The sequence below is a fragment of the Streptomyces sioyaensis genome (genome assembly GCF_004122735.1).
GTDB lineage: Bacteria > Actinomycetota > Actinomycetes > Streptomycetales > Streptomycetaceae > Streptomyces > Streptomyces sioyaensis.
Window position 1 is genome coordinate 1 of sequence record NZ_SDIF01000145.1, and the last position, 14,373, is coordinate 14,373.

13 protein-coding genes are annotated in these 14,373 nt (G+C 72.8%); 8 read left to right on the plus strand and 5 right to left on the minus strand.

Annotation, left to right across the window (positions count from 1 at the left end):
• Nucleotides 1-143 precede the first annotated feature (143 nt).
• Nucleotides 144-2,657, plus strand: a complete 2,514-nt coding sequence (locus tag EST54_RS30115) for a DEAD/DEAH box helicase (RefSeq protein ID WP_129250872.1) — start codon at nt 144-146, stop codon at nt 2,655-2,657.
• Between the two features lie 52 nt (nt 2,658-2,709).
• Entirely contained in the window at nt 2,710-3,579 is an 870-nt protein-coding gene (locus EST54_RS30120; protein WP_129250873.1) for an acyl-CoA thioesterase, read from the plus strand.
• On the opposite strand, the gene EST54_RS30125 is transcribed toward EST54_RS30120, so the two are convergent.
• Together EST54_RS30125 and EST54_RS30130 are read right to left on the minus strand one after the other, a co-directional pair.
• Entirely contained in the window at nt 3,510-4,406 is an 897-nt protein-coding gene (locus EST54_RS30125) for a DUF6397 family protein (protein WP_372448144.1), read from the minus strand. The two genes, EST54_RS30120 and EST54_RS30125, sit on opposite strands and share 70 nt — an antisense overlap.
• 79 nt (nt 4,407-4,485) lie before the next feature.
• Nucleotides 4,486-4,893 carry a roadblock/LC7 domain-containing protein gene (locus tag EST54_RS30130; RefSeq protein ID WP_129250874.1) on the minus strand — a complete coding sequence of 136 codons (408 nt, stop codon included), beginning with the start codon at nt 4,891-4,893 and terminating at the stop codon, nt 4,486-4,488.
• A 165-nt stretch (nt 4,894-5,058) separates the two neighbouring features.
• Between EST54_RS30130 and EST54_RS30135 the strand changes: the two genes are divergently transcribed.
• Nucleotides 5,059-5,487: a PPOX class F420-dependent oxidoreductase gene (locus EST54_RS30135; protein ID WP_129250875.1), complete on the plus strand. Its 429-nt coding sequence runs from the start codon at nt 5,059-5,061 to the stop codon at nt 5,485-5,487.
• Between the two features lie 56 nt (nt 5,488-5,543).
• Here the strand turns inward: EST54_RS30135 and EST54_RS30140 are convergent, their stop codons facing one another.
• Nucleotides 5,544-6,158 carry a GTP-binding protein gene (locus EST54_RS30140; RefSeq protein WP_129250876.1) on the minus strand — a complete coding sequence of 205 codons (615 nt, stop codon included), beginning with the start codon at nt 6,156-6,158 and terminating at the stop codon, nt 5,544-5,546.
• 306 nt (nt 6,159-6,464) lie between these two features.
• Between EST54_RS30140 and EST54_RS30145 the strand changes: the two genes are divergently transcribed.
• Both EST54_RS30145 and EST54_RS30150 read left to right on the plus strand, forming a co-directional pair.
• Nucleotides 6,465-6,650, plus strand: a complete 186-nt coding sequence (locus EST54_RS30145; protein ID WP_129250877.1) for a hypothetical protein — start codon at nt 6,465-6,467, stop codon at nt 6,648-6,650.
• On the plus strand, nt 6,647-7,258 hold the full coding sequence (locus EST54_RS30150; RefSeq protein WP_129250878.1) for a class I SAM-dependent methyltransferase: 612 nt from the start codon (nt 6,647-6,649) through the stop codon (nt 7,256-7,258). Before EST54_RS30145 ends, EST54_RS30150 begins: the two co-directional genes overlap by 4 nt.
• A 34-nt stretch (nt 7,259-7,292) precedes the next feature.
• On the opposite strand, the gene EST54_RS30155 is transcribed toward EST54_RS30150, so the two are convergent.
• Complete coding sequence (locus tag EST54_RS30155; protein ID WP_129250879.1) at nt 7,293-8,189, minus strand: oxygenase MpaB family protein; 897 nt, start codon at nt 8,187-8,189, stop codon at nt 7,293-7,295.
• Nucleotides 8,190-8,571: 382 nt separating this feature from the next.
• Here EST54_RS30155 and EST54_RS30160 point away from each other — a divergent pair, with 382 nt between their 5' ends.
• Nucleotides 8,572-9,354, plus strand: coding sequence for a hypothetical protein (locus tag EST54_RS30160; RefSeq protein WP_129250880.1), 783 nt, complete (start codon nt 8,572-8,574; stop codon nt 9,352-9,354).
• 215 nt (nt 9,355-9,569) lie between these two features.
• On the opposite strand, the gene EST54_RS30165 is transcribed toward EST54_RS30160, so the two are convergent.
• On the minus strand, nt 9,570-9,752 hold the full coding sequence (locus EST54_RS30165; protein ID WP_129250881.1) for a hypothetical protein: 183 nt from the start codon (nt 9,750-9,752) through the stop codon (nt 9,570-9,572).
• 146 nt (nt 9,753-9,898) lie between these two features.
• Here EST54_RS30165 and EST54_RS30170 point away from each other — a divergent pair, with 146 nt between their 5' ends.
• Together EST54_RS30170 and EST54_RS30175 are read left to right on the plus strand one after the other, a co-directional pair.
• Entirely contained in the window at nt 9,899-12,835 is a 2,937-nt protein-coding gene (locus EST54_RS30170) for a DEAD/DEAH box helicase (protein WP_129250882.1), read from the plus strand.
• The gene (locus EST54_RS30175) at nt 12,832-14,127 is read left to right on the plus strand and encodes an SWIM zinc finger family protein (protein ID WP_129250883.1); all 1,296 of its coding nucleotides are present in this window, start codon (nt 12,832-12,834) and stop codon (nt 14,125-14,127) included. Before EST54_RS30170 ends, EST54_RS30175 begins: the two co-directional genes overlap by 4 nt.
• The last annotated feature ends 246 nt before the right edge of the window (nt 14,128-14,373 follow it).

Genomic DNA, 14,373 nt, shown 5'->3' on the forward strand with positions numbered 1-14,373 from the left:
GCGTATCGGGGCGGTGGCGGGGCCGGAGTCGGGTGGGTCCGGGGGCGGTGGACCAGCCGGGTTCCGGGGGCGACGGCCTTCGGTTGATCTCCCTGTGAGCCGCCGGTTCCCTGATCCGGCCCGAAGACAGGCAGTATGGGGGCGTGACCCTCATCGATCATCTGCCGAACGACGCCGACCCCGATGCCCTCTTCGAAGCCTTTTCGGGCTGGGCCGAGCAGCAGGGCATCTCGCTCTACCCTGCCCAGGAGGAGGCGCTGATCGAGGTGGTCTCGGGGGCGAACGTCATCCTGTCCACCCCCACCGGCTCCGGTAAGAGCCTGGTGGCGGCCGGTGCGCACTTCACCGCCCTCGCCAACGATCAGGTCACCTTCTACACCGCGCCCATCAAGGCACTGGTCTCGGAGAAGTTCTTCGACCTGTGCAAGCTGTTCGGTACCGAGAACGTCGGCATGCTCACCGGCGATGCCTCGGTCAACGCCGACGCACCGGTCATCTGCTGCACCGCCGAGGTCCTCGCCTCGATAGCGCTGCGGGACGGCAAGGACGCGGACATCGGCCAGGTCGTGATGGACGAGTTCCATTTCTATGCCGAGCCGGACCGCGGCTGGGCCTGGCAGATTCCGCTGCTCGAACTGCCGCAGGCGCAGTTCGTTCTGATGTCGGCGACGCTCGGCGACATGTCGCGCTTCGAAGCGGATCTGACCCGGCGCACGGGGAAGCCGACGTCCCTGGTGCGCTCGGCGACGCGACCGGTGCCGCTGTCGTACGAGTACCGCACGACGGCAATGACCGAGACGCTCACCGAGCTGCTGGAGACCCGCCAGTCCCCCGTCTACATCGTGCACTTCACTCAGGCCGCCGCCGTGGAGCGGGCCCAGGCCCTGATGAGCATCAATATGTGTACGCGTGCCGAGAAGGACGAAATCGCGCAGCTCATCGGGAACTTCCGGTTCACCACGAAGTTCGGCCGGAACCTGTCGCGGTACGTCCGCCACGGCATCGGCGTGCACCACGCGGGGATGCTGCCGAAGTACCGCCGGCTCGTCGAAAAGCTCGCGCAGGCGGGCCTGTTGAAGGTCATCTGCGGTACGGACACCCTCGGCGTGGGCGTCAATGTCCCCATCCGTACGGTGCTGTTCACCGCGCTGACGAAGTACGACGGGTCGCGCGTGCGGACGCTGCGGGCGCGGGAGTTCCATCAGATCGCGGGCCGTGCCGGGCGGGCCGGTTTCGACACCGCGGGCTTCGTGGTCGCGCAGGCCCCCGAGCATGTCGTGGAGAACGAGAAGGCGCTGGCCAAGGCGGGCGACGACCCCAAGAAGCGCCGGAAGGTGGTGCGCAAGAAGGCGCCGGAGGGCTTCGTCAACTGGGGTGAGAACACCTTCGAGAAGCTGATCGCGTCCGACCCGGAGCCGCTGACCTCGCGTTTCCGGGTGACGCACGCGATGCTGCTGTCCGTGATCGCGCGTCCGGGCAATGCGTTCGACGCGATGCGCAAGCTCCTTGAGGACAACCACGAGCCGCGCAAGAACCAGCTCCGGCACATCCGGCGGGCCATCGCCATCTACCGCTCGCTGCTGGACGGCGGGATCGTGGAGCGGCTGACGACGCCGGACGCGGAGGGCCGGATCGTCCGGCTGACCGTGGATCTTCAGCAGGACTTCGCGCTCAACCAGCCGCTGTCGACCTTCGCGCTCGCCGCGTTCGACCTGCTCGACCCCGAGTCGCCGTCCTACGCGCTGGACATGGTCTCGGTCGTGGAGTCCACGCTGGACGATCCGCGGCAGATCCTGGCCGCGCAGCAGAACAAGGCCCGCGGCGAGGCGGTCGCCCAGATGAAGGCCGACGGCGTCGAGTACGAAGAGCGCATGGAACGGCTCATGGACGTGGAGTACCCCAAGCCGCTGGAGGAGCTGCTCTTCCACGCCTACGGGCTCTACCGCAAGAGCCACCCGTGGGTCGGCGACCATCCGCTGTCGCCGAAGTCGGTCATCCGCGATATGTACGAACGCGCCATGACCTTCACGGAGTTCACGTCCTTCTACGAGCTGGCGCGCACCGAGGGAATCGTCCTGCGCTACCTGGCGAGTGCCTTCAAGGCGCTGGACCACACCGTGCCGGACGACCTGAAGTCGGAGGATTTCGAGGACATCATCGCCTGGCTGGGCGAGATGGTGCGGCAGGTCGACTCCAGTCTGCTGGACGAGTGGGAACAGCTCGCCAACCCCGAGGAGGAGACGGCGGACCAGGCCGCGGAGCGGGCCGATCAGGTCCGGCCGGTCACCTCCAACGCGCGGGCGTTCCGGGTGCTGGTGCGCAATGCGCTGTTCCGGCGGGTGGAGCTGGCGGCGCTGGACAAGGTCGAGGAGCTCGGCGAGATGGATGCCGATTCCGGCTGGGACGCGGATGCCTGGGGCGAGGCGATGGACGCCTACTGGGATGAGTACGACGAGCTGGGCACCGGTCCGGATGCCCGTGGCCCTAAGCTCCTGCAGATCCAGGAGGATGCCGAGCACGGGCTGTGGAAGGTACGGCAGACTTTCGCCGACCCGAACGGCGATCACGACTGGGGTATCTCGGCGGAGGTCGATCTGGCCGCCTCCGACGAGGAAGGACGCGCGGTGGTGCGGGTCACGGATGTGGGTCAGTTGTGAGGCGACGGCTTCGACCGAGGCCGCCGAAGGATGCGACGGAGGGCCTCCGGTCATGAGCAATCCCGCCGACAAGCTGGTCGATCTGCTGGATCTCGAACAGATCGAGGTGAACATCTTCCGGGGCCGCAGCCCGCAGGAATCGCTGCAGCGGGTCTTCGGCGGGCAGGTCGCGGGACAGGCGCTGGTGGCTGCCGGGCGGACCACGGAAGGTGACCGCCCGGTCCACTCGCTCCACGCGTACTTTCTGCGGCCGGGCCGGCCCGGGTTGCCGATCGTGTACCAGGTCGAGCGGGTGCGGGACGGGCGGTCCTTCACCACCCGCCGGGTCGTCGCCGTCCAGCAGGGACGCACGATCTTCAATCTGACCGCCTCCTTTCACAAGCCGGAGCCCGGCTTCGATCACCAGTTGCCGCTGCGCCGGGCGGTGCCCGACCCGGAAGAGCTGCCCACGGTTGCGGAAGAGGTCCGCGAGCACCTGCGCGAACTGCCCGAGTCCCTGGAGCGGATGGCACGCCGGATGCCGTTCGAGATCCGGTACGTCGACCGGCTGCGGTGGACCCCGGACGAGATCCAGGGCGCCGAGCCGCGCAGCGCGGTGTGGATGCGTGCGGTAGGGCCGCTGGGCGACGATCCGCTCGTACACACCTGCGCGCTGACCTACGCCAGCGATATGACGCTGCTGGACGCGGTCCGCATCCCGATCGAGCCGCTCTGGGGGCCGCGCGGGTTCGACATGGCCTCGCTCGACCATGCGATGTGGTTCCACCGGCCGTTCCGCGCGGACGAGTGGTTCCTCTACGACCAGGAGTCGCCGATCGCCACCGGCGGCCGTGGTCTGGCCCGCGGACGGATCTACGACCGGGAGGGCAGGATGCTGGTCTCGGTCGTCCAGGAGGGGCTGTTCAGAAAGCTCGGCGGCTGACCCGGGCGGGTGGCGGATGCCGTGGCGGCCGGGGTCCGCAGCCGTCCCGGGTCTTCCCGGCGCGCCCGCTCCAGGCCCCGGGAGAGGTTGACGCGGTACCACAACACCTCGTCGAACTCCTCCGCCGTCACCACCCGTTCAAAGGATTCCCGGGCGGCCGGGGTCACCGTGATCACGGACGCCAGAGTGGGCCGGAGCCGGCGGAGCAGGGACCGCTCCAGCGGATCCTCGGCCACCGAGGCCAGCTCCTCCGGCGGCAGCACCGCAGCGATCACCGCAGCCGATTCCCAGGGGTCATCGGTCTGCCCCATGAGCTGGGCGACCCGCCGACTGCGCCACTGGCGGGCCCGCCAGTCCTGTCCGCTGTCGAGCATCACCCGCATCGCCGCCGGTGTGTTGCCCCGCAGGAGTGCGGGTTCACGCTCGGCGAAGCCGGTGACCTCGGACGCGAGATAGAGCCAGACCACCGCGCCGTAGCGATTCACGTAGAACCGGACGGGGCCGAAGCAGCCGGCCCGGGTCAGGCGCATCACCCGGCCGGGCCCGATGCCCATCAGCGCGGCGGCCTCGGTCGTGCTGACCGCGCGGATCCGGTCGCGGAGGGCTTCCGGAAAGCCCGGCTCGGCCTGTAGTCGGGCGATCTCCTCCGCCGGGACCCGGCGCCGGCCGAGCGAGCCGGCCCCTCCCGGCCGGTCATCGCGCCCGGCCGGGACCGTCCCTACTTCTCCGAGCTGGATGGCAAGCTCGAACTCGCCGGTCCTCAGCTCCAGTTCACGGGCCGCTCGCCCCGTCGTGAGCGTCTGCTGCCCGTCGCACATCACTGTCATGGCGCTTCCCCCGCACCTCGGTCAATCACTGACAGTGACGACCATAGCCGCAGGCGATGACAGTGGGTCAACCCCCGCCTCAGATCTGTGGATAACTCTCCGGCTGGCGGACCGCGACCCCCAGATGCTCCCCGACGCGATTGACCAGCAGCGTCATTTCGTAGGCGATCTGGCCCATGTCGGCATCGGCGCCCGCCAGCACGCACAGGGCGCTGCCGTCGCCCGCCGCCGTCACGAACAGCACCCCGTCGTCGAACTCCACCATCGTCTGGCGCACCCGGCCGATGCCGAAGTGGAGCCCCGAGCCCTTCGCCAGGCTGTGCAGTCCCGAGGCGACCGCCGCGAGATGCTCGGCGTCCTCCCGCTGAAGTTGTTCGCTCGCCCCGGTCACCAGCCCGTCGTTGGAGAGCACCAACGCGTGCCGTACCTTCTCCACCCGCTTGGTCAGGTCGTCCAGCAGCCAGTCGAGTCCGCTGCTCAATGCCATTGCCGCTTCCTCCCCGTGTCCTCACCGCACTTCCGGCCGGACGGCAGCCCCGGTCCGTCCGCGGACTGCCCAGCCAGCCTGTCCCACCTCTGCCGTCTCGGCAAGCGGCCCACAGCCGGCGTGCCACGCGGCGCGTGTCCGCGCCCCATGGATGAGGATGTCCGCATGGCACACAAGATGACGAAGGACGAGTGGCAGAGGTTCCTTTCCGAAGGGACCCGTACCGGCAAGCTGGCGACCGTACGGGCCGACGGCAGCCCGCACGTCGCGCCGGTGTGGTTCCTCATGGACGGTGACGAGTTGGTGTTCAACACCGGTGAGGACACGGTCAAGGGCCGCAACCTGGCTCGTGACGGCCGGGTCGCGCTCTGCGTCGACGACGACAGGCCGCCGTTTTCCTTCGCGGTCGTCCACGGGACCGCGGAGACCAGCAGCGAGCCGGCGGACCTGCGCCACTGGGCGACACGGATCGCGGCCCGTTACATGGGCGAGGACCGTGCGGAGGAGTACGGCGCTCGCAACGGCGTGCCCGGCGAACTGGTGGTGCGGGTCAGGATCGACAAGGTCGTCGCGGTGGCGGCACTGGCCGACTGAGGGTGCGGGTGGCGCGGGCCGTCCGGCGTCCGCGCCCTGCCCGCCCCCGGCGCCGGTCACCCCACCGGGTCCAGGACCCGGTCGGAGCGCCACCGCCCCGCGTGCTCGACGAGCCGGACCAGCACTTCCTTGCCGGAGTCGCGATCCCGTGCGTCGCAGAGCACGACCGGGGTGCCACGGTCCAGGTCCAGGGCGCGGGAGACCTCGTCGGCGCCGTAGGAATGCGACTGGGCAAAGCAGTTGACGGCCACCAGGAACGGGATCGAGCGGCGCTCGAAGTAGTCGACCGCCGGAAAGCAGTCCTCCAGCCGCCGGGTGTCGGCCAGCACCACGGCGCCCAGGGCGCCCTCCGACAGGTCGTCCCACAGGAAGCAGAAGCGGTCCTGTCCCGGGGTGCCGAAGAGGTAGAGGGACAGGCCCTGCCGGATGGTGATGCGGCCGAAGTCCATCGCCACCGTGGTGCTGTCCTTGAGGTCCACTCCCCCGGTGTCGTCCACGGTCTCGCCCGCCTCGGTGAGCCGTTCCTCCGTGCGCAGCGGGTGGATTTCGCTGACCGAGCCCACCAGGGTCGTCTTGCCGGCGCCGAAGCCGCCCGCGACTAAGACTTTCAGGGTCAACTCGGGGTCGGGGCCCGGGGCTGCGCCCTCCGGGGCCCCCTGTGCGCCGTTCATCGGCCGTCTCCTCCAGGTGCAAGGGTCCTGCGCGTCACGGGGTATACGGATCCACGGCTCGGCGAGGGGAGCCTTCGGCGGCAGAGCGCCGTCCGAAATCCATGGCGAGGACCGTACCGCCCGCTGACCGAGATGTCCGCGGATTCACCAAAGCCACCACGTCTTCCGATCAAGAAGCACAACGGCCCTGACTTTCGTGGTAGCCGGCCACCGCGGCACACCGCCAAAGGGCCCGGGGGCCACAACCTGCCGGCCGCACCCGGCGTTCGTCCGCCGCGGCGCCGGCGGGTGCGGGATCATGCGTGCATGGCTCAGCAGCAATCGCAGGAGCGGCACGGTACACCCACCGCGGCGGCTTCGACAGGTGTCGCCGATGGCCGGGGCGTCGATCCGTGGGCGGCGGTCCTCCTGGAGGTCCTGACCGTCGCGGGCACCCGGTACGCCTGTACTGCCGCCCCCGCCGACCGTCCCGCCCCTGGAGGAGCCCGATGACCGACCATCACGCCGACCGGCCGCACGAGGTCCGGGCGTTCTTCGCCGCCCGCGCGGCCGGCTGGGACACCAAGTTCCCCGGCGACGGCCCCGCCTTCGCCGCCGGAGTCGCCGAATTGGGCCTCGAAGAGGGCGAGCAGGTCCTGGACGCCGGCTGCGGTACGGGGCGCGCGCTGTCCGCGCTGCGGGCGGCCGTGGGCCCGCACGGGACGGTGCTGGGCGCGGATCTGACGCCCGAGATGCTGCAGGCCGCCGTGCGGGCCGGGCGGGACCGTGACGCGGAGCTGGTGGTCGCGGACGTGACCCGGCTGCCGCTGCCGGACGCCGCGCTGGACGCGGTCTTCGCCTCCGGTCTGCTGTCCCATCTGCCGGACTCGGCGGGCGGCCTCAGCGAACTCGCCAGGGTGGTCCGCCCCGGCGGCCGACTGGCGCTCTTCCACCCCATCGGGCGGGCCGCCCTCGCCGCCCGCAAGGGCCGCCCGATCACCCCCGACGATCTGCGGGCGGAGCCGAATCTGCGGCCCCTGCTCGCCACCGCCGGCTGGGAGCTCATCCGGTACGAGGACGAGGACGCCCGCTATCTGGCGCTGGCCGTCCGGCAGGGATGAGCCCGGGCCCGGGAGCAAAGGCGCCGAGGGCGCGTCAGGTTGCCGCCGGGTCCTCCCCGTGCGGGACCGGGCAGCCGCCGGTGCGGCGGGCGGCGGGAAAGGTGCCGAGTTCGGCCACCCGGAAGCCGTTCGGATAGCCCTTGATCTCGGGGTTCTGGCGGGCGTAGTGCGGGGTGCGGCGGGGCGGCAGCAGCCGCACGGCCCGGGCGCGCAGCTTCAGCGCCGTGCGGACCGTCTTGCGCACCGCCGGGGCCGGCCGTTCGTATCGGAACGCCTCCAGGAGCGTGTCGTCCAGGAGGGCCATGCTGGCGCCGCGCACCACCGGGGCGAGCGGGCCGTACCAGCCCGCCATCAGATCCAGCGTGGCATCCGACACCCGCCGGGCGCCCTCGTCCCAGCCGAAGTGCGCCGCCTCGTAGGCGTCGAGGCAGCGCTCGAACTCCTCGTAGGTCCGCGGGATGTCGGTGATGCCCATATGCCGGCCGAGGGTGCGGTAGTAGGCGGCGACGGCCTGCTGTTCGTGTGCGGTCAGCCGCCGCCAGCCGTACTCGTCGAGCCAACGCTTGGGCACCACGACGAAGGTGCACAAGACGTAGCGCATGTCCTCGTTGCTGATGTCGTAGCCGCGGTGCATCTGGTTGATGCGGCGGATCGCCGTCCGGCCGTCCGCACCGTCGAAGCCGTGCTCGACGACGGCGTCCAAGAGGAGGGCGGTGTCGTCATAGCGCTTTTGCGTACGGTCCGTCAGCTCCGCCGTCTCGGCCAGCAGCCGCCCGATGCTCGGCACGGCGTAGGTGCGGTAGAGCGCCAGCTCCAGGGCGCGGGTCACGTCCCAGGGGAATTCGTGGGTCGCGATGATGCGGTAGATCCGCAGGCAATCGCGCTCCGGGTCGAGCCGCCGGATCTCCCGCAACCAGTCGTAGCGCCGCACCTGATATCCGTCCTTTCGGTTGCCGACGGGCCGATTTTAGTGCGGTGGAGGGGAGTTGAGGGGGTGTGGCGGGCGCCGGATCGGGCCGTACGGTGGCCGGATTCCGTCGTACCGGGCGGGCCCGGGCGGCGCGTCGTCGGGGCGCGTCGCACCACCGGGCGGCGCCCCTTCGCGCGGGGGCACCGCGCCGCCACGGGGCGGCCACCAGGGCTGCCGCGAGGCCGGCGCCGCCTCACCCGCGGCCCGGCGGTCCGCCCGCGCGAGCCGCACACCGCGCCGGCAAAAACACATCTGCGCAGCGTACGGCTGGTGACAAGGCCCTGCCGGGCCAATTAGGGTGCGCCGACGTACTCCGCGACGGATTGGATGGGGGAGGCCCCGCGTGCCCACGACCGAGAGCGCCGACAACGACCAGTTGTTCGTGCTGACGGCGGTGCTGCTGACGCCCGCGCAGTTCCCGAGCGTGCTCGGCGACGATTACCCCGAGGTGTGTGCGGGTCTCGGCCTCGAACCGTACGCGGAGGGCTACGGGCTGGTCCTCGGCCAGGACGGTGACGGCGCCCGCTGGACGGTGGCGACGGAGGATGTGTCGCTGGTGGCCTGTGCGATCGCGGCCTGGGACTGCGGGATGGAGTACGACCTCTCGCCCGGGGAGAGCAGCATCGTCGGAGCGCTTCCCGGATGGCCGCTCGCCCTCGCCGTCGCGGCGCCGGAAGTGCCGGCCCCGCACGATCCACCACCGCAGGAGGGCGACCCGGCGCCGCTGGCCCCACCGGACGCCGAGGCGTGGGGACCTGCGCAACGGCGGCTCGGCGCGGACGAGATCGCCATGCAGTGGGCGGCGTGGCGCGAGCAGGTGGACGGCGACGAGGGCTTCGCCGAGCCGGGCGACGAGGCGCACCCAGGGGTGCGGCGGGTGCTGGACGAGGCGCGCGCCTATGTGACCGATCCGCCGCCGCCCGGGCGGGTGCGGTCGTCGTTCGCGGCCGGTGAGGCGCGCACCCTGCGGGTCGACGGGCCCGGCTGGAGCATGGTCGCCCGCACCGATGACATTGCGTTCGTGCTGCTGGACGAGGAGCCGGGAGAGGTGCACCCGGTGGGCCGGGGGCCCGAACTGCCCGGTCTGCTCTCGTCGCTGGACGAGCTGGCGGTACGGCCGGTCTGAGCCGGTCCGGCACCTCCCGGCCCAGGGCCCGGGCCACGGGTCGGTGAGGGCGACCGCCCCGTCAGACCGCCTCCGGGCCCCGCCCACCGGCTGTCGCGTACCAGCCCTCCCGCTGGCCGTAGGGCCCCTGCCGCTCGCCGTACGGGCCCGTCACCGGCTGCCGGGGCGGCCCAACTGCCGCGAGGGCGTGGGGCCGCTCACGCGGGGCCGCTCGTTCAGCGGCCGATCTGCTTGCGGCCGACGCGGCGCAGCCGGCGCCGCTGGGAGGAGTCGAGCGTCAGATACGCGACGGCCGGGACCCCGACCATGACCAAGAGGGCCGCCCAGAAGGGCAGCAGCCACAGCAGGATCACTCCCACCGCGACCCCGCCGACCGCGACCTTCGCCTGTGTGGACATCCTTCACGCCCCTTCCGCGGCGCCTGCCGCGCTCTGTGTACTCCATTGAACGCCGATCGCGCGCCGCAGGTTCCATACGACGGCGTGCGGTCGGGTACTCTCGGGCGCTTCAGGGGCCAGTAGTCAAATTTGAGGAGTCGCATCCCGTGGCATCTCCCCCGGCGGTCACGCCCACTCAGCTCCGTGTGCTCGTCCGCTGCGCCGCGGTCTTCCTCCCGTCGGATCCACCGCGGGAAGGGCGGGTCGCCTTCTGGCGTCACGACGGCGGCCTCCCGGAGGAGGAAGCCCCCGCGGACCGGGAAGACGGAGGGGACGGACCGGCGGAGGAACTGCTGACCGTGGCCCTGCCGGACGCGGACGGCGGGGTGGCGCTGTGCGAGGTCCCGGCCCAGGTCCTGCCGGTCGCCGACGCCGTGCCGGTGCTCACCCGCGCGCGAGCGACCCGGGCCACCCATCCGGCCGCCGCCTTCTGGGGCACCGCGTCCCTGCTGGCACTCCAGCTCGCGGCGCGCGGGCGGCTCCTGCCCGGGCTGAGCCCCGCCGGGTACGACGCCTGGCGGCTGGGACCGCTCGACCCGGCGGACCTCGCCCGGCTGCGCGACCTCGCGGCCGCGATGCCGCCGTCCGCCCACGCCGTCCCGCTCCCCGGAACCGACCCGGTGGCGCTGCCGGATCCCGAGCGTCAGCTACGGGCGTTCCTCGACGCGGTGGCGGACGGGCTGCCCCGCTCCCCCGCCGCCGCACTGCTCACCGGAGCGCCGGCCTTCGCCGGGTCCGCCCCGCAGCACCTGCCCGAACAGCGCGCATGGGCCGCGGACGTCGCCGCGGGGCAGGACGCGGGGGTACGGATCTCCCTGCGGGTGGCGGTACATGACGCGCGGAGCGGGACGGGGTCCCCCTTCTCCTTCACCGCCGTCCTCCAGCTGCACAGCCGCACCGACCCGGCGCTGCGCGCGGACGCCGCCGAGGTGTGGGCGGGCGCCACACCGGCCGGGCAGGCCTTCGGGCCGCGCGCGCGGCGGGACACCCTGCTGACGTTGCGCCGCGCGGCACAGGCCTGGGCGCCGCTCACCCCGTTGTTGTCCGCGGCGGTGCCCGATGCGCTGGACCTCGCCGACGAGGAGGTCGCCGAACTGCTCGGGCCGGCCGGCCGGGCGCTGGCCGCTGCCGGCGTGCAGGTGCACTGGCCCGAGGACCTGGTGGGCACGCTGACCAGCCGGGCCGTGGTCGGCTCGGCCGACGCGCAGGACGGTGCCGGTGCGGCGGGGCCGGCGGGGCTGCCCGCACTGCTGTCCGCGCGTGCCCTGCTGTCCTTCAGCTGGCGGTTCGCGGTGGGCGGCCGGGAGGTGGAGCGCGCCGAACTGGAACGGCTCGCCGAGGCGGGGCGGCCGCTGGTGCGGCTGCACGGCCGGTGGGTGCTGGTCGACCCGGAGGCGGTACGGGCCGCCCGGGACCGCCGGGACCGGGAGATCGCCCCGCTCGACGCGCTCGGCGCCGCGCTCACCGGCAGCGCCGAGGACAGCAACGGCGACCGGGTGGAGGTGACGGCGGCCGGCCCGCTCGCCCGGCTGCGCGACCTGCTCAGCGTCCAGGAGGGCGGTGACGCCGAGCCCGTCCGGCAGCCGGCGGCGCTCCGCGCCACGCTGCGCGACTACCAGGTGCGCGGGCTGGGCTGGCTGCACCGGATGACCTCGCTGGGGCTGGGCGCCTGTCTCGCCGACGACATGGGACTGGGGAAGACGATCACGCTCATCTCCCTTCATCTGCACCGCCAGAGCGACCCCGGCACCGCCGGTCCCACGCTCGTCGTCTGCCCCACCTCCCTGATGGGCAACTGGCAGCGGGAGATCGAGAAGTTCGCGCCGGGCACTCCCGTGCGCCGCTTCCACGCCGGGCGGCGCAGCCTGGCCGGGCCGGCGGACGGCGAGATCGTGCTGACCACGTACGGGACGATGCGGCTCGACGCCGGGAAGCTGGCGGCCGTGGACTGGGGGCTGGTCGTCGCCGACGAGGCGCAGCACATCAAGAACCCTTCCTCCGCGACCGCCAAGGCGCTGCGGACCATTCCGTCCCGGGCGCGGGTGGCGCTGACCGGTACACCGGTGGAGAACAACCTGTCCGAGCTGTGGGCGATCCTGGACTGGACGACGCCCGGACTGCTGGGCCCGCTGGGCCGGTTCCGTACCCGCCATGCGCGGGTGGTCGAGGGCGGCGCCGCGGCGTCCCCCGAGGCGGCCGAGCGGCTCGCGCGGCTGGTGCGGCCGTTCTTGTTGCGCCGGCGCAAGTCCGATCCGGGGATCGCACCGGAGCTGCCGTCCAAGACGGAGACCGACCATGCGGTGGCGCTGACCACGGAACAGGCGGGGTTGTACGAGGCCGTGGTGCGCGAGGGGCTCGACGAGATCGCCGGGACGGACGGGTTCGCCCGGCGCGGCCTGGTGGTCAAGCTGCTCACCTCGCTCAAGCAGATCTGCAACCACCCCGCGCAGTACCTGAAGGAGGCCGGTCCCGGGGAGGACGGCCAGGTGGCGGGGGCGGTGCGGATCCGGGGGCGGTCGGGGAAGGTCGAGCTGCTGGACGAACTGCTGGACGCCATCCTGGCCGAGGGCGCCGGCGTCCTGGTGTTCACGCAGTATGTGCGGATGGCGCGGCTGCTGGCGGCCCATCTGGCGGGGCGCGGGGTGGCCACGCAGTTCCTGCACGGCGGGACGCCGGTGGCCCGCCGGGAGGAGATGGTGCGCCGCTTCCAGGAGGGTGCGGCGCCGGTGTTCCTGCTCTCGCTGAAGGCGGCGGGCACCGGCCTGAACCTCACCAGGGCCTCGCACGTCGTGCACTTCGACCGCTGGTGGAACCCGGCCGTCGAGGCGCAGGCCACCGATCGCGCGTACCGCATCGGGCAGACCCGGCCGGTGCAGGTCCACCGGATCGTCACGGAGGGCACGATCGAGGACCGGATCGCCGACATGCTCTGCCGTAAGCAGCAGTTGGCCGACGCGGTGCTGGGGTCCGGCGAGGCCGCACTGACCGAACTCACCGACGCCGAGCTGGCGGACCTGGTCGCACTGCGGAGGGACGAACGATGACCATGCACGGGGACGCGGGACCGATGCCGCGGTACGAGGGGGAAACCGGCGCCGCCGAGCGGACGTTCGGCGCACTGCCGGTGGTGCGGGGGCGCGCCTTCGCCAGGAGCTGGTGGGGGCAGGCGTGGCTCAAGGCGCTGGAGGACACCGCGCTGGACGGGGCGCAGCTCGCGCTGGGCCGGCGCTATGCGCGGGCGGGCACGGTCGGCGCGGTGTCGGTGCGGCCCGGCCGGATCACCGCGGTCGTCCAGGACCGCGACCACACGCGGCACCGCTCCGACGTGCTGGTGCAGCAGCTGAGCGGGGTGCACTGGGAGCGCCTTGCGGACCTGGTCGCGGACCGGGCCGGGCATCTCGCGGCGCTGCTGGACCAGGACCTGCCGCCGGTCCTGGTCGAGGACGCGAGTGCCGCCGGGGTCGAACTCCTGCCGGGCATCGGCGATCTGGAGCCCGAGTGCAGCTGCGGCGCCTGGGACCACTGCGCGCATACGGCCGCGCTCTGCTACCAGCTGGCGCGGCTGCTGGACCAGGACCCGTTCGTCCTGCTGCTGTTGCGCGGCCGGGGCGAGCGGGAGCTGCTCGACGCGGTGCAGGCGCGCGGTGCCGGGCGGGCCGCGATACCGGCCGGCGCGGAGGCGGAACGGCCGGACGCGGGGGTGCCGGCGGCCGAGGCGTATGCGGCGGGTGACATCCTGCCGCCGCTCGTGGCACCGCCGCCGGTCGCCGCGCCGGGTCCCCCGCCGGTGCTCGGCGGCGGTACCCCGCCCGCGCCCGGTGTGGACGTGGCCGCGCTGGAGTTCCTGATCGGGGACGCGGCGGCGCGTGCCCAGGGAATGCTGGCGGATGCCCTCTCCCCCTGGCATCCGGAGAGTCCGATCCCGCCCGCGCTGACGCCCGCCCAGGATGCCGTGCGGCTGGCGGCGGCCGGTCCCGGGGCGGCCCGCTCGGCGCGGCTGGCGGCCTGGTCGGGGCGGGACGCGGCGGGTCTGGCGGCGGCCGTACGGGCCTGGGAGCTGGGAGGTACGGCCGGGCTCGCGGCCCTGGAGGAGGAGTGGACGCCGGAGCCGGAGGTGCTGGCCCGGGCAGCCGGCCGGCTGGCGTCCGCCGTGGAGGACGGCGCGGCCCGGCCGTCCGGCAACCGGTGGACGGAGGACGGCGGTACGGCCCAGATCCGCTACGGGCGGGACGGCCGCTGGTGGCCGTTTCGCAGGGAAGGCGGGCAGTGGGTGCCCGCGGGGCCGGCCGCGGACGATCCGGCGGCCGCGTGGGCGGTGTTGTCGGAAGAGGGCTGAGAGGACCCCGGGGGCAGGGAGGACGGCTCAGCTCACGGCCCGGTCGAATCCTCCCCATCCTGCTGCGCCGTGCGGCCGCTCATGATTCGCTGAGCTGATCCCCCACCGCCCGGCACGTCGCCCGCAGCAGGAGGACCAGTGACCGGCACCTCGCCGCACGCGCCGCACGACACGTCGCCCGCAGCCGCACCCCGGACCGCCGCCGAGGCGGACGGCGCACCGCCCCACCCCGGCGCCCCCGAGCAC